General features: G+C 64.2%; 13 protein-coding genes. 5 read left to right on the forward strand and 8 right to left on the reverse strand.

All coding sequences use genetic code 11. The features are described from left to right. Positions 1-69: 69 nt before the first annotated feature. Genes ACZ50J_RS22130 through ACZ50J_RS22140 form a run of 3 tightly spaced genes read left to right on the forward strand, consistent with a single transcriptional unit; the run spans position 70 to position 1,398 of the window. Complete coding sequence (locus tag ACZ50J_RS22130; protein WP_464301569.1) at positions 70-366, forward strand: hypothetical protein; 297 nt, start codon at positions 70-72, stop codon at positions 364-366. Between the two features lie 12 nt (positions 367-378). Beyond that, positions 379-588 (forward strand): hypothetical protein, encoded by a 210-nt coding sequence (locus tag ACZ50J_RS22135; RefSeq protein ID WP_464301570.1) that lies wholly within the window; start codon positions 379-381, stop codon positions 586-588. A gap of 27 nt (positions 589-615) precedes the next feature. Further along, a complete protein-coding gene (locus ACZ50J_RS22140) occupies positions 616-1,398 on the forward strand; it encodes a metal-dependent hydrolase (protein ID WP_464301575.1) in 783 nt (260 codons plus the stop codon). Between the two features lie 230 nt (positions 1,399-1,628). Here the strand turns inward: ACZ50J_RS22140 and ACZ50J_RS22145 are convergent, their stop codons facing one another. The 4 genes from ACZ50J_RS22145 to ACZ50J_RS22160 form a co-directional block, all read right to left on the reverse strand. Further along, a complete protein-coding gene (locus ACZ50J_RS22145) occupies positions 1,629-2,624 on the reverse strand; it encodes a hypothetical protein (RefSeq protein ID WP_464301571.1) in 996 nt (331 codons plus the stop codon). An 85-nt stretch (positions 2,625-2,709) separates the two neighbouring features. Further along, positions 2,710-3,870: a hypothetical protein gene (locus ACZ50J_RS22150; RefSeq protein ID WP_464301572.1), complete on the reverse strand. Its 1,161-nt coding sequence runs from the start codon at positions 3,868-3,870 to the stop codon at positions 2,710-2,712. Between the two features lie 519 nt (positions 3,871-4,389). Next, positions 4,390-6,768 (reverse strand): hypothetical protein, encoded by a 2,379-nt coding sequence (locus tag ACZ50J_RS22155; RefSeq protein WP_464301573.1) that lies wholly within the window; start codon positions 6,766-6,768, stop codon positions 4,390-4,392. A 104-nt stretch (positions 6,769-6,872) separates the two neighbouring features. After that, on the reverse strand, positions 6,873-7,829 hold the full coding sequence (locus ACZ50J_RS22160) for a hypothetical protein (protein ID WP_464301574.1): 957 nt from the start codon (positions 7,827-7,829) through the stop codon (positions 6,873-6,875). 722 nt (positions 7,830-8,551) lie between these two features. Between ACZ50J_RS22160 and ACZ50J_RS22165 the strand changes: the two genes are divergently transcribed. Together ACZ50J_RS22165 and ACZ50J_RS22170 are read left to right on the forward strand one after the other, a co-directional pair. Further along, positions 8,552-9,163 (forward strand): hypothetical protein, encoded by a 612-nt coding sequence (locus ACZ50J_RS22165; RefSeq protein WP_464301398.1) that lies wholly within the window; start codon positions 8,552-8,554, stop codon positions 9,161-9,163. A gap of 10 nt (positions 9,164-9,173) precedes the next feature. Further along, positions 9,174-10,418 (forward strand): MFS transporter, encoded by a 1,245-nt coding sequence (locus tag ACZ50J_RS22170; protein WP_464301399.1) that lies wholly within the window; start codon positions 9,174-9,176, stop codon positions 10,416-10,418. A gap of 525 nt (positions 10,419-10,943) precedes the next feature. On the opposite strand, the gene ACZ50J_RS22175 is transcribed toward ACZ50J_RS22170, so the two are convergent. The 4 genes from ACZ50J_RS22175 to ACZ50J_RS22190 all read right to left on the reverse strand — a co-directional run bounded on the left by ACZ50J_RS22175 (position 10,944) and on the right by ACZ50J_RS22190 (position 17,183). After that, complete coding sequence (locus tag ACZ50J_RS22175; protein WP_464301400.1) at positions 10,944-13,253, reverse strand: AAA family ATPase; 2,310 nt, start codon at positions 13,251-13,253, stop codon at positions 10,944-10,946. A gap of 93 nt (positions 13,254-13,346) precedes the next feature. Then, positions 13,347-14,783 carry a hypothetical protein gene (locus tag ACZ50J_RS22180; protein WP_464301401.1) on the reverse strand — a complete coding sequence of 479 codons (1,437 nt, stop codon included), beginning with the start codon at positions 14,781-14,783 and terminating at the stop codon, positions 13,347-13,349. Between the two features lie 490 nt (positions 14,784-15,273). Then, on the reverse strand, positions 15,274-16,971 hold the full coding sequence (locus ACZ50J_RS22185) for a UvrD-helicase domain-containing protein (RefSeq protein WP_464301402.1): 1,698 nt from the start codon (positions 16,969-16,971) through the stop codon (positions 15,274-15,276). Next, on the reverse strand, positions 16,968-17,183 hold the full coding sequence (locus tag ACZ50J_RS22190; RefSeq protein WP_464301403.1) for a hypothetical protein: 216 nt from the start codon (positions 17,181-17,183) through the stop codon (positions 16,968-16,970). The genes ACZ50J_RS22185 and ACZ50J_RS22190 overlap by 4 nt, the downstream gene beginning before the upstream one ends. Positions 17,184-17,359 lie beyond the last annotated feature (176 nt).

Genomic DNA, 17,359 nt, shown 5'->3' on the forward strand with positions numbered 1-17,359 from the left:
GCGGTTGTTACGACGCTCATACGCCATCATCTCGGTAGGTGACCCATTAGCCGTGCGAGGATGGGCCGCATGAGCAGACGAGACCCCCTTGGGTTGTCCGGTGGACGGTCCAGACGCGGTGTCACCGGACCCGTTGTCCGCGTCTTCGGCATCCTCATCATGATCGGGTTTGTATTCGGTGTTTGGCGGTGGCTCGGTAAGGGTGCCGCGATCTGGGACCCGCACTGGTTCAGCAACGCGCAATCCACGATGAACGACGCCGTTCACTGGGCAACTCACCTGTCCGACAAGGCAAAGAAGAACCACCCGGTGCCATCGCTCAATCCCTTGCCGACACCTCACACTCACCCGACCACCGGTCGATGAAACGAGACAACCATGGTTAAACGAGTCGTCACGGGGTTCTTCGGGCTCCTCATCGTCATCGGCGTCATTCGTGGCCTAATCCGATACAACGACGCTAGCAACGGGGGCGTCGGAACAATGATCACCTCGTTCGTGGACGCTGTCGCAGACGTGACCTACCGATGGTTCCCCAAGCTGGTCGACCTCCTCGGGCAGCTATTCGACGGCGCCGCTGGCAGCTGACCCGCGAGAGGACTTCATCTCATGGTGATGGGACCGACGCATGCCATGTCCGGGGCCGCAGTCTGGCTCGGCACCGCAGGCTTATTCGCAGCGTCTGCCGGCCACGCACTCACCCCGACGCAAACATTCGTCGGGGCCGGGGTCTGCGCCGGGTCAGCACTGCTGCCGGATATTGACGCTCCGACATCCACTGTGGCCCGGTCAATGGGTCCGATCACCATCGGCCTAGCTCACCTCGTGTCTGGCCTGTCTCTCGGCTTCTACCACCTGACGGCCACCAACCGAGACAAGCCGTCCAACGATGGGCACCGCAAGCTCACTCACACCCTGCTCGCCGCAATAACGTCCGGGGCAGGGGTAACCGCTCTCACCACCGCATTCGGCCGCTGGGCTGTGCTCGGTGTCTTGTTCTTCATGCTGTCCCTCGCGCTGCGCGGCCTCATGCACGACTGGGCGGCCCGGGAAGGGTGGATCGGTGTCACCGCCGTCGCCGCCGCACTCACATGGATGGCCACCGATCACGTTGCTGGACAGACCTTTTGGTGGCTCGGACTCACCGTAACCGTGGGAATGATCCTGCACGACCTGGGCGACATGATCACCCGGGAGGGAGCCCCACTGGCAGCCCCGCTGCGAGTCAACGGCAAGAGCTGGTGGGACTTCGCATTGCCGGGGTTCCTCCGCATCAGAGCCGGAGGCATCTTCGAGTACGCCATTCTGCTGCCCGTACTCACAGCCGCCACCATCGTTGGTGGCATGTGGGTGATAGACCCGGGGTTCATCAACGGCGCCGTCGCGGCACTCCCCTGACGCGCAAACCGGTTCCCCGACCGGCGTGTCGGTCGGCTACTTGCGCCGCCCGCGCCCGCCACGTTGGCTGTTGCCCCTGGCACCCTGCTTCTGACCTGACGCGTCGCCCTTCTTCACAGCAGCCAGCGCCTCCTCGGCTGATACTCCGGGCGGTAGCGGTGGCTGCATAAACAGCGGTCGCACCGGCTCTCGTTCCGGTGAAACGTGTTGTGCCATAACGTATCCCTCTCTCACGATGCTTCGGCGGCAGCCGGGGTGTGGTCTGTGGTGATCAGTCGTGCGTCGTTCACGCGCATCAGAACCCACCCGGTGTAGCAGGGGTTCCCCAATGTTGTGCCCGTGGCGGACAACAACTGGACCGGCCCCACAATCGGGGCACCAACCCACTGCTGCCCGGCGACAGCATCATGCACAGGCACGGTGGCCGCGTCGTCAACAAATCGCCCGCCCTCCTGAGCACGCAGCAGAGCACACATCTCATCTCTGCTGACCTTCCACGACTTTCCCGTATGCGCGGCCTGGTGCATCAGTGGTGCAGGGCCAGGCGGGAACAGTGGGTTCGGAAGGTGCACAAAATGGGCTGCCGCCAGTGGGTCCCAGCCGTCGTGCGGTGGCTGCCGGTACCGGGAGTCGATGACCTCGGGAACGCTGAACGTCACCTGCGGGTGAGGCAATTCGCGTTCCACCAGCGCGGTAAGCGTTGCCGCCGCAGCCGTCAACTCCCACCCAGCGCGGGCAGCACCGCCAGGCGGCGGCCACATCACACCGTTCTCCGCGGCCCGCCGACGCGCCAGCAGGTCGATGTACCGATCAGGGTCGGCCGTGTCATGCAATCGGTTCTCAGCCCACGCTGAGGACCCCTGCCACCGTGCCAGGGCGGCTGCCCGGCGATTCTCCGCGAGGGCGCAGCGTGCGGCGATCCGGTGCCGCGCTTGGTCGGAGAGCCCAGGCGCGGCAAGCATGGCGCGCAGGTCACGCAGTCCAGCCTTCGTCTGGTCGTGCCTGGTCTGCAACACCAGTAGCTGTCGCTGCGCCTCTCGCAGCTGCGCATTCACTGCGTCGTGTTCTAACCGCAGGTCGCCCTGTTGGGCTTCCCACAGCCGGTACAGGGCCCCCAGCTCATCGCGTTTCTGGTGTGGGTCGGCGGACGTTTGGGCGTCCAGTGTTTGTAGGCGTTCTGCGAGTCGCAGCACCTTCTCGCGGGCGTGGTCGACTGCGGTCCGCAACGCTGGCTCGTGAGCGGAGCAAACTGGGTCACCGAAGCGGTTGCACACTATGCGAGTGCCTTGTCGTCGGCCGAGGTGGTGGCTGTCACAGCCGCTCTTCGGCGTGATCGCGAATCGCAGCGATTGTGTCGAGCATCTGTTGGGCTTGTTCCGACAGGTCCGCCAACTCGTCGCTGCTCGCCGAGTCCAGAATGCCTGGTAGCTTCTCGGACAACTCTGGCACCTTGCCGAACCAGGTGAGCAGTTCACGCAGCGCAGTTGCTTCTGTCAGTGCGTCGTCCGAGGCTGACTCGACGGTGAACGCTTCACGCATCCCGTCGCGGTCGCTGCTGCTCTGTGTCCCAGCCCACTGCTCGTGACTGCCGGTGCCGTCATCCGCGGACCCCGTGTCGGATGCGGTTGGTGAGTCGCCGTCGTCAAGGTTGGGTGCGTGGTCATCTGATCGGAATGGGCCAACGTCATCCATTCCGAGCCTGGCCAGCTCGTCTCCGGCCGACGCGTGGGCAACAGGTTCCTGTCCCGGCGATGACAATGCCCCGGTGTCGTGCAATTCCTTGCGCGCGTCGGTGATGACCCCGTCCACAACGTCTTTTGCGTCTTCGGCGTTCAGGTCACCACCCTTAGACGCGAAGGCGTCCTCCATGCGGTCCAACATTTGACCGTCGTACTTGGCCGGGATCGCACGTATCGCACGCTCTGTAAGTTCCAGGGAGTATGCCTCCTCGCCTATCCGGCGAGCCAGCTCGTAGAGCAGGACAGCGACTCGCGCCAACCGGTACGCGTGCGCACGGGACACGCGACTCTTGCCGTCGACTTCACCGGCCTTCGCAGGGCCGAGTTCCGTGAGGACGAAGTCTCTCGGTGTGGCGTAACCGAGCCGCTTCCACGCGCGCGTCGCCATCGCCTGAGAGAGCGCCGTGTCGAAGGTCAGCAGCCCAGCGCGCATCTCGTCCGTCATCTGCACTGCCTGGTCCATGGTGCAGGTGGGAGGCAGGTCGTCGTCATCTCCCGCGCCGAATGCGTCGGGTATCAAGTCACCGGTGTCAGCGCCGTCGGTACTTCCCGACAGGATGACCTCCGTGGACTCGGCGGCGTCGTCGGGAGCTGCTTCGCCCAGCACCGCGTTCAGTGCTGCGTCAGCGGCATCATCAGTCGAAGCCAAAACAGGGTCTCCCTTGTAAGCATGAATCCGGGCTCTGCCCCATTCTGCCTTGCCGCGTGGGTCACTCCGGCGATGCCGCGTCACCGATCGTATGGCGGCTAATCATCAACATCAGCAGAGTGCCGCGCTCGGGCATCTGCTGGTAGTGAATCCTCAGGGTTGTTCCGATGCTCATGACCCACACGCCCGTGGACCCTAACTCGTGAACTGTGACCGCGGGGTGTCGTTTGCCATCCACGACCAGGGCTATCCCGGACCGGACCTGGGCTTGCTCCGATGGGGTCAACCGCAGCGCTGTCGTGGTGACAGCCCATACCTCGGTCACGTAGATCAGGACAGCTGTCCCTTGGTGCACCCATTGCAGCGGGCGCACACGTCCGCAGCGGGCGTCGTCCAGCGCCCGCTCGAAAGGGCTGTGTCCAGGCACAGTCACCACTTATTCTCCTGCACCATTGGGCCGGTGTTGCACACACCGTAATGCCCTGCGGTTGCGTTGATCTAGTGGACCACCCGGTAACAACTGTTGGTGGGCTCGGAACCATGCCCTGGTTCCGAGCCCACCAACAGTTGTAGAGACTCCGCTTACCGCCGCAGCGGTGGTGTTTAGACCTCTGGGCCGTACGCCTGACCGGCCCCGGCAACGTACCGGGCGCCCAGGATGTCGCTACTGCCACGTTCGGCTCGGGACACCGCCTCATACCGGGACCCGTTGTCGTCAGCCACGTAGTAGCCCTTCTCGTGGGCGCGGCCACGCAACCCCATGAGCTGACCAAGTTCGCGCTGGTCAGCTGGGGTGAGTTTTCCGTCACGACCCATCGCGGCGGCACCGCTGGTGACACGGAACCCGCCGCCGTCACTGACGGCGACCCAGCGCATCGAGCTGCTGTCCTGACCAGAACGGCTATTCAGGAACCCTGCCGTCGCCGAGGCGGTGTCGAACCCTGACCCGGTGTCGACTCGTTCGTCGCTTCCGTTGGTGGGTGTGTACGACTGTGGCGAGGGCACGGGGCGACCTGTCTTGGCATCGACCGGCGCCGTGGCACGAGCCCGGTAGTCCGGGTGGGCCGCCCATGTCTTCTGCAACGCACCTCGTGCTTCTTCTCGGTCCTGCCGGATGCGCTGGTACGACCGGCGCGCGATCGGTCCGTCGGGGGCGTCTACCGCTGACGTACGCCGTTGCCCGGTTCCCTCGTCGTGGCTACGCATGACCGAGGTTCCCGGCGTGGCGTTGACGATCCGCTGTGACCGGTACGCAGCCGCGACCGCGTTCCCGGCATGTTCGCGGTGCGAGCAGGTCTCACGCTGCTTACACGTGCAGGACACTTGACCGAGCGTCGTGTAAGCCTGCCCGGTCCGCGGGTCCTTCCACGTGTACGCCTTGCCAGTCACCTGCTGTCCCAAATACTGCACGGTGACGGGGCCGACCCCGACTTCTCCACGTCCACGGATCGCGGTCATCTGGTTGACCTCGGGGAATCGAGCGACGCCACCCTGCGCGAGGTTCGCGTGCGATTGGGCGAGCACCCGGCGGCGGCGGGTGGTTTCCCCTATCTGAACCGGCAGTTGCTCCAAGGATGCACGTTCACGGGCGACCCTGACACGCTCCCGGTAGTGAGCTTCCTCAGTGGAGTCCATCGACCCAGGGGTCGGGCACTGATGCTGCGACGTCATGGACGCCCACTGCCCGCACGTCGGACACTGCCGCTTCATGGTCGCCTCGCGCGCTTCGGCCGGGTTCTCCCACTTGTATGCCTCGTGCTCTTTGGAGCCCGTGGTCTGCGCGAGGTACTTCCCTACCGACCCAGACGCCATCATGTCGTCGTACTGGTCCGGCGCCATCCGGTAGAGGTATGCCTTCGGCTCCACGGTCACGCCATCGCTCTTGCGGGTGTACCCGGGGCGGGTCACCTCCAAGAGGCCAGTGTCCTTGTCATAGCCAACGGAAGTGACGGCGTCCGACACCAGAGGGAGGGGACCGCGGGCCTGTTCGAACGCAGCCTGGGATTTGGCCAGGTCGCGCTCTGCACGGTTCAGATCCTTTTCCGCCTTCGCCTGCGCGGCGAACGCGCCCTTCTTGTCAGCGTTGTCGTCCAGTTGCGCTTTCAGGCTGGCAACTGACGCTGCGTCGTGTGCTTCTCTGGCGGTGTAGTAGGCGTGGTTTGCGTCGTGAAGGGCTTGCAGTTCCTTGCCGTTGGGGCAAGCGGTGCCTTCGTGCCCGAACTGGCCGCACTCGTCACACTTCACCATGCCCTTGGCTTGTTCGGTGGTGATGGCTTTAGTGCGCTGCGCATCGGTGATCGACGGTTTCGACGGCAGGGTGCCGACGTTGAGCTTGCGCTCGTGCTCCATGACTGCGACTGCGTCTCGTGCGACGTTGGACTGTGTCAGGTCCGACTGGTGCTGCGACGTCAACCCGGACACGGCCAGGTCTTGCTGCCAGTTGTCGGTCAGGCTGATGCGGGTATTTTCCCGCTGCTCGGGCTTGCGCGAGCACAGGTCGTCCCACCGGCTCATCGCTTCGGGGACCGACTTGCCGGTCTGTCGTGCGTAGTTCTCCACGTAGGCATTGCGGGCCGTGACCTGTCGCGTCAGCAGCGTCGACATACGCTGCATGGCCGCGAAGTGCTTACCCCCGTTGATCTGCTCGGGTCGCAGCGGTCGACCGTTCTCGTCCTTACCGCTTCGGACCCGCTCGATTTCCTGGTCGATGCGCGTAACGAGACCGGGCTGTTTGTGCGACTGCCGGAACTTGTCAGCATCAGTGATGTTCGGGTTGGAAACCAGCTGTTGGCGGAACCCGACGAGGAAAGAGTGGTATTGCTCGGGAGTCGGGTTGTCGACGGCCTCGAACGAGTGCCCGTACTCGTGGATCGCCGACTGGAACACGTGGTCCGGTTCGCGACGGCCACCGTTCATGTTGGCCAACAGGTGCTTTTCGAGGCCCATCACAGCCGAGCGTGCCTTGTTTTCACGACAAACCATGAAGTTCTCCTTCTCGGGCGCGGCTGGTGTTTGTCACGACACGAATGACACTACCAGTTGCGAACATGGACAGCTTGTGTCCCATGTCCCGATATTTGAGCGTTTCACACGTGCTTCGTCGGGTCACTGACGGGCTCTTCGAAGTCGTCCTCTTCGTCGCTCGTCCCAGCCCAATCGTCGGGGGCAGCAGCGGGGGTGGCTGTCTCGGACTCTTCCCCAGCGAGGATGCGGTCGCCGAGTTCGACGGCGTCGGTGTAGTAGCTATCCGGAAGGTCGACCGGTCGCACGGTGACCTCGATGAGATTGGCCCTTTCCAGGGAATCCAGGAGCGACCAGTCACTCGTGGGGTCGATGACAATCATGTTCTCCGGGTAGGGCCCCACGATCACGGCACCGTTGGCGTCTTCGTCACCGACTGTGGACATGGGTTCCGGCGTGCCGTCGGGGTCGAAGAGCCCGTAGTCGCCGCGGTTGATGACCAGCTTGCAGTGCGGGGTCTCCCACACCCCCATTTCGATGGTGGCAGGTTCCCCCTCACCGCCGTCCCATGGCATGTCGACAAGGACGCCGACCGGTGATGGGCCGTTGGCTGATTCCGTGCATTGGGTGCGCTCTTCGTCGGTGAGCTGATCCCAGTCACCGCACGCTTGGGCTCGTTCGTTCTCAACGGATTGCAAGGTGCACCGGGTGGTGTTGGCGAACGCGGTGCGGGCGACCAACATCTCGAAGTAGGCGTCCTGCTGGCGGATGCTCAGTTCCGGGGTGGCGGATTCACCACGCAACTCGACGTCGTCAACTTCGGACCGGGTTGTGCGGTATTTGTCCCACAGGTCGGCATAGCCGTCGATCAAGGCGGTCACCGCGCCAGCCGGGGTGTCGGCGTACACGCGCTGGCGAGAACCGTCGAAGACCACGTCGTAGACATGGGGGCGGACACCCCCAACCAGCGGCAGGATGCGTCCGTGACCGATGGCATCGGCGTCGGCTCGGCGGGGCACAACCAGCGGCGGCGCTTCCGTCGACGGGTCACACGCCCGCACCATCTCTATCTCTACCGCCATGTTTCCTCCCTTGTGGTGATGGCAGTCAACCATTGACCCGGTCCACGTCCATGAGTGCTGCGATGGCCCCGGTGCACTCGATGAGCCGCTGGTAGCGGTCCCATTCGGCGCAAAGGCTGTCGCTCGGCGAGACCGTCCCGTCAGCGAGACGCGGCGCCCGATCGGCTACCGAGTTGGCGCCTCGCCACGCTTCTTCGTTCAGTCGGGTCAGGCCAGCGCGAAGGGCAACTGCGTCGATCCCCTGCACGTGCCAACTGCTGTCATCCCGCGACACGGATACGACGTGGTGCTGTTGCAATGCGATTGCCGTACGCAGGACCTCCTCGACCAAATCTCCCCCAGCGGGTATGTCGCGAATCGGCAGCTGGACTGCGCTGTTCGTCGCCCGTTCGCATGTTCGCCCGGTCACGTAGTCGACCCTCCCGTGTCCTGTTGCATTGGCACTGGTGCGCCGCGTGCTCTATTCCCTGGTAGACACTGATCGGTACGTTACGCCGCAGAAGGGGTCACTAAACCCCCTCCAACAGTATGTATTCAGTAAAACCTTGGTAAAGCCGTAGACAGTGGTATACATCTTTGCGGTTTGGTGCTACTCCTCCTGGCACCGACGAGACCCGTAATCGCAGACATCCGAGCGCCCCAGCACTGCGGCTTTGAGAGCGCAGGCAAGGCCACCCGTTCAGATCGCCGAGTTGGACCATCAAGTGATCTACGGTGACGGGGTGAATGAGTCCACCCGGTTCGACCAAACTCCGGAAGTGACGCGTCAGATTCTGATGACGCTGTCCGACACCTTCCGCTGGCGCGCCTACGAATGCTTGCGGAGCTTGGGCGATATGAAGGGCCGGGAAATCGCACCCCTCATCCACGTTTCCGAGTCCAGCGCACTGCGCCACCTGAGGGCGTTGCACTCGATCGGGTTCGTGACATTCGAAGGTGACAGTCCTCGTCAGGCCACCTGGCACGCCGTCCCCGGCGGGGTTCGCGTGCCGGACGACTCCACTGAGCGAGAGGCGTTGACCGACGCGTTGGCTGGTTGGCTCGGGGTCACCTTCTCCACACAGGCCAGCATCTTGCGTGACTCCATGGAGGAATCGGAGCACCGCTCAGCCGACTGGCAAGAGGCCATCGAGCACTACGACTATGTGCTGCACCTGACGTCCGACGAACTCTTCCAGCTCAGCAAGGAACTCCGCGACGTCGTCACTCGATGGCTTGTCACCTCACGCGAACGCGAGGACAAGTCACAAGTTCCCTCCGAAACCGAGCCCGTATACGTCGTCACCCACGCCACCCCTTTCCCCCGTGACAACACGACCGCACGAGCAAAGTAGCCGCAGCCGCGTGCACACCACCCAAGCGCCTCGCCGGGTTGTCGCGGGCCGGTTCTATACCGCTGTCCTGTTTGATGACCTGGGCGATACCGCATGGCTGGTGGCACTCGGTTGGATCGCTGCACAAGCACACGTCAGCTACGAAGCGGGCCTGGTGCTGCTCACCAGTGGGATACCGCAGCTTCTGACGTTGCCCGCGGGTGGCGCCCTCAGCGACAAGATGGGACAGCCCCGAACCGCAGCCATCACGCTCGGCATCCGCACCCTCATCCTCGTGGGCTGGGCGTTCACCATCTCCCACAATGTCGGCGCCCTAGCAGCGATCGCAGTCGCGAACATCGCGGTCGGTCTGATCAGCGGCCTACACGCCCCCGCCATGGCGTCGTACCCAACCGCGTTCACTTCCGGACCCGGCATCACCACCGTCACCACTCATTCCCGGCAGCTATCCCGTGCATCACAGATGCTCGGTGGCCTGGGTAGCGGATACGTGATCAGTGGGCTAGGGCTCACCTGGCTTGGTGTGATCGCAGCGAGCTGCATCGCCGTTGCGTGGCTCGTGTCGATGACCTTGGCCCGCGACCTGCCTCGCGGCAAAAAAGTCGAGCATGCACCCAGCCTTGCCACCACCGCTGATAACGCTGTCGGCGGCTACCACTTCGTGTGGGCCCACCCTCTTCTGCGGTTCACACTGGCAGTACAGGTAGCTGGTAGCGCGATCGCGGCGGCAGCGGTCCTGGTAGTCCTGCCGTTCAAGGCAACCTCATTGGGGCTCAGTGCAACCGCCTACGGGTTCGGGTTCGGGTTGTACGGCCTCGGGATGGTGCTCGGCGCATCTGTCGCTCGCCTGCAAGGAATGAGTCTCAGGAAACAACTCACCGCAGCTGCGGCCCTCACCGTCGTGACGGGTGCGGCAGGACTGCTCCTGGCCTTCTCCTGGAATCTGCCATCGCTCATGGCCGGGGCGTTCCTGCTCGGCGGCGCGCTGAGCCCCGTCGGGCCAACCATGACGGGGTACCTCTTGCAGACCGCTCAACGGCAGGAAGAGGAGTACGGCACGTCAGTCGTCGGACGCGCATCAGCGCTGTTGGTGCTCGTGACAGACGCCATGGAGCCGTTCGTGATGTGCCTGGCTGCTTTCGCAACCGCTCTGCCCGGTGGCGTCACGACCCCAGCGGCATTCCTCGCTGTTGTGTGCTGTCTAGTCGGTCTGATGACCTGGCGACGAGTATCCGCGGACACGCATGAACTCTGAGGGTCCTCCTGCGGGTACGTCGACCTCGAAGAACCACTCGACCGGCACCCCGGTCGCGGCAGCGGACGCGGCGATCACTGGGTACGGCGGGAATGGTCGGTCCCCGGAAAGCATCTTGTATACATAGTCGCGGGTGCACACCACCCCGGCCGATGAGAGAGCGCGCCAGTACGCAGAAGGGGTGAGCCCGGCAAAATCCAGCGCCTGGCCCAGCCGTTCGTCTAGGGAGGGCACGACTCCCGGGCTAATTTCCATCGTGGCGAGCATACGTGCTCGGGACAGCCATCTGCTCAGGTTCCTAGGCGAACCCTGTATAACTCAGTAGACTGCGGCCTGGGAGTGTTGTGCGCGCCCAAGTCGCGTAATCGTTCCGCCCTCAACCCTGGACCAAGGAGGCGCCATGATCGGCAGCAGCAGCTTCGAAGACTCGTCTATCGGCGGAGGCCGGTAAACGATCTGAATCAGGTTGAAAAGGGCTCGGCAGCAATTCGCTGTCGAGCCTCTTTTCGTTGCCCATACGGTTCCTTACGGCTGGTTGGCCCCCGCTAGGGCCGCCGCGGCGTCGGCGCGAGTCACAGTGGTTCCATCGTGCTCGTTCCGCTTCTCAAACGTGTAGACCCTCGTTGCGATTGCCTGCACCTTCTCAGCGTGGGCGACCAGAATCATCGGCCTGCCGAGTCCCTTCATCATTTCCACCACTGCGGTGGTGGTGTCGTCATCGTGGTTGGCAGTCACTTCGTCGGCGAAGATCGCGCCTTGCCCTCCGGTGCCGCTGATCTGTTCGGCGATCCCGAGCCGCAGGCACAGCGCGGCCCGCATTTTCTCGCCGCCCGACAGTTGCCTCATCGGCATGGTGGTGCCGTCGGCGAGCACGACCCGTGGGATGAAGTCTTCGCCGATAGTGACCCCCACGTGGGTGGTCCCACCAACCTGTGCCATCAGGTCAGTGGCAGCGTCGGAGATGGTCTCGGTGTATTCGCCCACCAGGTCCTTGCGCAGGTTGACCAGGATTTGGTGCGCGTGCCGTTTGGTGTCGGCAGCGGCGGATGCCTCGGCCTTCTTGTCCAGCAAGCCTCGTTCACGATCCCGTGTTGCTTCGGCGGCTCGAACCCGTTCGGTGAGGACGTCGACCTTGGACCGGAGCTCGGTTTTGTCACGTTCCAGATCACGCACGACGTCACGGGCCTGACCAAGAACGGTCGCGGCGCGGTCCAGCTCGTCCATGCTGGGCGCAGCAGCGGCGTCCTTCCGAGCCTCGGTGAGCGCTCGGTCGGCCCTCTCCCAACTCTCCCGGGCAGCTGCCCGGGCGGCGTGGAGGTTGGCAGCGCGTTGCATCGCGGAAAGAGTCGCGTCGATCGTGTCGAGTCGTTCGCGAGCCGCAACGGGGAGGGGTCCGTCCGTTGCGGGTGCGACGCTTCGAAGGCGGTCGGTCGCATCCTTCACCAGTTCCTGGGCAGCAGTGAGAGCGGCTTCCGCCTCAGCCCGCCGCTGGTGGGCCCCGCGCGCGGTGATCACCGCGTCGCGGTGTCGCTGCTCCTCCTGCACAGCTGCCGCATGAGCCGCCTGGGCGGATGATGCTGCCGCTGCTGCTTCGCGGCCTTGGGCTTCCACCACGGTGCAGGCCCGCGTCAACGTCCCGATCAGAGACTCCGGGTCGGCAACTTCCTGGGTGCATGTTGGGCAGCGGTGCCCTGCCCCGGCGAGAGACCGCAGCTCCGTGATGCTCTTCTGCAAACGGGTCCACTCGGTGCGTGCGGCCACCGTCGCGTCTCGCGCAGCCCTCTCCTTCTCGGCCAGCGCGGACACGTCCGACCCTGGCGCCTCCCCGGCAGCCGCCCGGGCAGCCTCGGCGGCGGCTCGTGCCGTCTCGACTGCTTTCGACTCGCGAGTGACCGAATCTTGCGCACTGGTCAGAGTCTCCACGGCAGACCGTAGGGAGTCACGCTGGGCACGCAGTTCCCCCTCATCTGTGCCGGGCTCTGTTGGCAACGAGGCAATTTCGGCCTCAATCTCTACGCTGCGTCCCTTCGCCGCGTCACGGGCCGACTCGGCTCGTGCAGCAGCCACCTGCGCTTGCTGAGCTGCCCGTGCACGGGCCGTAAGATCGTCCGCCTCGGCCTGGGCCGCGTCGGCTCGGGTGATGGCTTGCCTATGGGCTGCCGTCGCAGCGTCCAGCTGGGGCCACAGGGGTTCCGCGGTCGACTGTGTCTGGTCAACCTCACTTTGTGCGGCGTCGACCGCTTCCAGGCTTCCTGGCAATGCATCAGCTCGTGTCTGGGCGTCGCGGGCTTCCCCGCGGGCTGTCTCGATCTGCCGTGTCAGCGGCGCGATTCCTGTTTGTTCCTCGATGAGCGCCTGCACCTGGGATGGGGTGCCCTCTGCCAGTGCTGGCAGGTTGCCCTGGGCCATGAAGAACGCACCGCAGAACGCTCGGCCGCTGAGGCCGGTGTAGGTAGTGATCCGGGTCGTCAGCTTTGTCGGGCTGATCGACGGCTGCTTTTGACCGTCGATGAACAGTGCCGCGTAGGCCGTCTCTTTGCCCTTTTTGGATCGGCGCAAGGTGCGCTCTGCCTTGAATTGTCTTCCGGCAAGCTCAAATTCGACCGTGACAACGACGGGTTCGGTGCTGCCTCGTCGGCGCATGTCCGCCTGGGTCAGCAGGCCGGGGATGCCCCCGACCTCGCCGTACAGGCACCACACGAGCGCGGTGAGGACGCTGGATTTGCCACTGCCGATCTTCCCCGACAGAGACGTCACCCCATCAGGGTCGGGCTCGATGGTGGCGTCAGGTATGGAACGGACGTTTTGGACCGTGATCCGGCGCGGCACGATCATGCGCGGTCACTCCTTCTCAGGGCTCGATGGTTTCGGCTGGTTGGTGTTCCGACGTCTCTCACGCTATCGGCATCCACCGACGGTGAGTCGGCGTTATGCCGGTACCGCTTCCGGCGGTTCGCGGTCTTCCGTCTCGCTGCGGTTGGCGCTGTCAGCCCCGTCCCGTGGGCTGTCAGTGCCAACCGCAACGCCCCATTCGGCGGGCATCGTGAAGTTCTCCCCTACCTCTGTGTCCACCACGATCTGGTCGGCCCACGAGGTCGCCTGGCCCAGCGCGGGTTCACGTAGCCGCTGCGGTACGGCAGCTGCGTGTGTGAGCTGGTCCGCTCTGGTCCGCAGCTCGTCCCCGAACTGCGTCACTCTCGCTCGGAGTTCACGTCGGTTCCGGTCCCCCTGTTTGGGGCGGGATGTGGCGTTCCGCATGGTGTCGAGTCCCCACCACGACGCGTCTTCGCTGAGTGCCGCGAATCGACCTCGCAGCCCAGTGAGACCCTGCCGTTGAGTGGGTGTGCTTCCTGTGACGACCTGCCGGATGATGGCGCCCCCGTCTCCGGTCAGGCGTGCCGACTCGGGATCGTGGTGCGAGACAGCGGCAAGGTTGGCGGTGATCCGCTCGTCCAGTTCGTTGACGGTCAGGCCCGTCGCGTCGATCACTGGAAGGTCATGTTGGGGACGCTGCCAGATCGGTTGCGCTGTCACGGTGACATTGCCGGTGTCGTGTATTTCGACCTTCACCCAGCCGCGCGCACATGCCTCGTCGGAAAACCCGCGCCGTAGAGACGAACCGGTGTACCAAACCTGCCCTCGGTCACCCTCGCCGTACCCGGGCACGGGGCCGAGGGTGTGGTAGTGCGACAGGATCATGGCGTCCCAACCGCGCAGTGCCCACTCCCCCGGAATCGGGCGCTCTTCCCCGTGCGGGTCCGCGCACTGGTACAGCCGTTCGTCGGCGTGGAACACACCGTGCGAGGTGAACAGATTGACGTAGCCAGGCAACGGTGTCGGGTCGATGTTCACACCATGCTGTTCGAGGTCGCGTGACAGCCCGTGGTGTGAAACAACATGTATGGCAACCGAATCCGGCAGTGCCGGGTTGGTCTCGCTGGTGTGAATTTCGTACAGGCCAGGGAACGGTCCGATTCCGTCACTGGGTCCACGCCTCGGGTCGGGGTAGACAGCACTGATCCCGAGGGTTGGCCGATGCATCACTCCCGTCGCGGCGATGTCATTTCCGGCGCCTGCGTCGTGGTTGCCGGAGTTCACGATCGCCCACACCCCGGCAGCTACCCGCATGTCATCCACCCGGTTCGCCACCTCGATCAAGGACGCATCAGGGCGGTGCCAATGAAATTGATCCCCGCCATCGACTATGCCGTCCACGCCAGCGTCGAGCATCGACTGCATCGTGGCCTCGTGGGCGTACACGCCGTCGGTGATGCGCTGGGAGAGTGCTGTCACCGGGTTGAGACGCATACCGGTGGGCTTGTACCCGAGGTGTTGGTCGCCGCGGAATCCGATCGTGTAGCTCATCGTTGGTTGCCTCCTTGCGAATCGTGGGCCAGGCTCATGCGACGAGGGCTGTCTCGGGCAGCAGGTTGTCCGGGGCGCTGGCTGGGGTTTGATAGCAGTCGCACGCCACTTCGATGGGGTCGCCGTCGGCGGTGACTGCGAGGACCCAGCCGAATGCACAGCGACCGCAACCTCCGCGCCAGTCCACGGTTTCGAGGCGCAGAGGTGTGCCTTCGACATCACGCTCTGACGTATCCATGCTGTCCTCCCATCGCTTGCTGTGGTTGTTTTGTCATCTATGACGCTATGTGCTGATGCCGACAGTTGGTACCCGGGTATTTGAGGTTCTCGTACACACACGCGACGACGATTCGGGCGTGCGGCGAAGCGCCGACCCAGCACAAGGTCGTTGATCCCACGGGCCCCACCGGAACCATTGGTGGGTAAGAAGTGAGGGGCCCCTCAATGTCGGTGCACGCTCATCGCTGGCCTCGGGTCGGAGCTTCCGGAGCTACCCTGCCTCGCGGACAGCACGCGAGGATGCCGCGGCGCGGGCGATTTGGTCATTCAGCCACTGCTGGGGCGTCACGTGGTCAGCCGCAGATAGCTCCCGCAGGGCGCGGGCAGTGTCCCCGATGAAGACGCTCTTCACCGGGCGCATGTCGGACGCTACTGATGATGCGCTCTGCCACCCGCCGCTGTCCTGGTCAGCCACCGGGGCGGGGGCTGTTGGTGCCACTGGGGCTGGTCGCGGAGCATTGGCACCTGTCTGAGAGAAGCGGTCAACCCACCCGAGCGGACCCCGATCTAGCTCTTTACGGGCACGTGTGACGGCGACATACGACAGCATCAGCTCTTCGGCAGCCAGCAGGTCGTCACCGTGCGGTGCGCGGAAGTCATCCGCGATTTTGACTCGATCCCACTCCCGTCCCTTCGACTTGTGCGCGGTGCTGATGGCAACGTCCGCGTCACGTTCGTCCACGCAGGCGTCGATGACTGCGACGACGGTGGCGGCCCCGTATGAGTCGATGACGTCCACGAACGGACTCAGATCGGCGCCCTCCTCCGTCTGGGCATATTCACGGACCTCACCCCACGACCGGAACGCGCAAAGATCAGGGTGCATCGTGCCGCCGCCACGGCTCAGTTCCTCGGCCGCTTTCGCCAGAGCACGCAGCTCCGCGCCGCCACCGACGATCGCAGTGCTGGTGTCCCCGGTCTGCTGCTTCATCAGTTCTGTGATGGCACCCATGTTTGACCGGCACAGCACAGCGTCCGGCCGCTCCATCGTCGGCGCCAGGCGAGACGGGATCGGCGTGTGACCTGACAACCTGATCGGGGCGTCCAACAGGGTCAACCACTTGTTCGCTTCCGCAGCGATCGAGGGTCCGAACCGGAACGACTTCGACAAGGTTGCTTCGTTCGGAACATTGAACATGCCCATCGAGTCAACCGCACCGCGCCACCCGTAGATAGCTTGCGAACTGTCGCCGACGATGACCACCTGCTTGCCAGCGTTTTGCCACTGATGCACCAGGTTCGCTGTAACCGGTGTCGCGTCCTGCGCCTCGTCATACAGGATGACTCGTTCTGCCACAACAGGATTCGTCAATGCGTAGAGCTTCAAGTAGTGGTCGTGCTCGAACCGAAACCGACCTGTCGGCCGTTGCAAGTCTTCCCATATCGCCCGAGCGTGCGGCAACAGCAGGGCTGTGAGTTCGTCACGCTCGGGCCCGGGTGCGATCCCGTTGACTGGTGGCAAATGCTGCGGTAACAGCCCAGGGTCGGCGCTGATGCAGAACCGGGACACCATGAGGTTCGCCAGTCGGGCCAGCTGCGGCGGCAGCAGCACCTTGTCACCCACCTTCTGCGTGTGAGTGATCCGGAGCATGTCTGCGACCTGCCGGGCGGGCACCCGTGGCCCGTTCAACCGTTGCCGGTACCGGCGCCCCACCGCCCGGTAGGCAAGAGCATGGGACGTGACAACCGTTGTGTTGCGCGGGAACTCACGTTGCGCGTCGAGTTGTATGGCCTTGTTGTATGCCATGTAGAGCAGTCGCTGGCCAGGCGGCGTGTGCTCGGCCAGTAGCCGCAACGTGCTGGTCTTCCCAGTGCCTGCACCGGCAATCAAGCGTAGTGATCCCCCCTGCCGGTAAAGGTCGAGTGCTGTCGACTGTTCCGGTGTTGGGGTGAACGTGGATTGGCTCACCGCAGTCCATCCTGTCCGGCCGTCGTGGGGACGACTCCAAGCTGGTCACGCAGCTCGGCAATGGTGGTCGTCAGGTGTCGCACTGTTGCCTTGGCTCCGACCTCGTCTCGGATGAATGACCGGCACTCCTCCAAAGAGGCGATTGCGGTGTTCAGGGACGCCACCAGTTGCGCTTCACGACTCGTTGCCTGTGCGGTGTTGTTCGTCGCCATGGTTCGGGTCCTCTCGATTCTGTTCCGACGCATCCCATGAAAGCACCTGGTGCCGACATGCGCGAGAGAGGTTCCCAAAGCGTTTCGGGGGAGCGGAAACGCGCTTGGGACTACCTGAATGACCTGACCGCGTGATAGCCGCTACATGCAGCTCCTGCGTTCATCCACGGACAGCA

This window comes from Flexivirga sp. G2 (assembly GCF_055397625.1).

Coding starts and splice junctions, on each gene's coding strand:
- ACZ50J_RS22140 (WP_464301575.1), top strand. CDS start 616: ATGGGACCGACGCATGCCATGTCCGGGGCCGCAGTCTGGCTCGGCACC.
- ACZ50J_RS22175 (WP_464301400.1), bottom strand. CDS start 13,253: ATGATCGTGCCGCGCCGGATCACGGTCCAAAACGTCCGTTCCATACCT.
- ACZ50J_RS22190 (WP_464301403.1), bottom strand. CDS start 17,183: ATGGCGACGAACAACACCGCACAGGCAACGAGTCGTGAAGCGCAACTG.
- ACZ50J_RS22180 (WP_464301401.1), bottom strand. CDS start 14,783: ATGAGCTACACGATCGGATTCCGCGGCGACCAACACCTCGGGTACAAG.
- ACZ50J_RS22130 (WP_464301569.1), top strand. CDS start 70: ATGAGCAGACGAGACCCCCTTGGGTTGTCCGGTGGACGGTCCAGACGC.
- ACZ50J_RS22155 (WP_464301573.1), bottom strand. CDS start 6,768: ATGGTTTGTCGTGAAAACAAGGCACGCTCGGCTGTGATGGGCCTCGAA.
- ACZ50J_RS22135 (WP_464301570.1), top strand. CDS start 379: ATGGTTAAACGAGTCGTCACGGGGTTCTTCGGGCTCCTCATCGTCATC.
- ACZ50J_RS22160 (WP_464301574.1), bottom strand. CDS start 7,829: ATGGCGGTAGAGATAGAGATGGTGCGGGCGTGTGACCCGTCGACGGAA.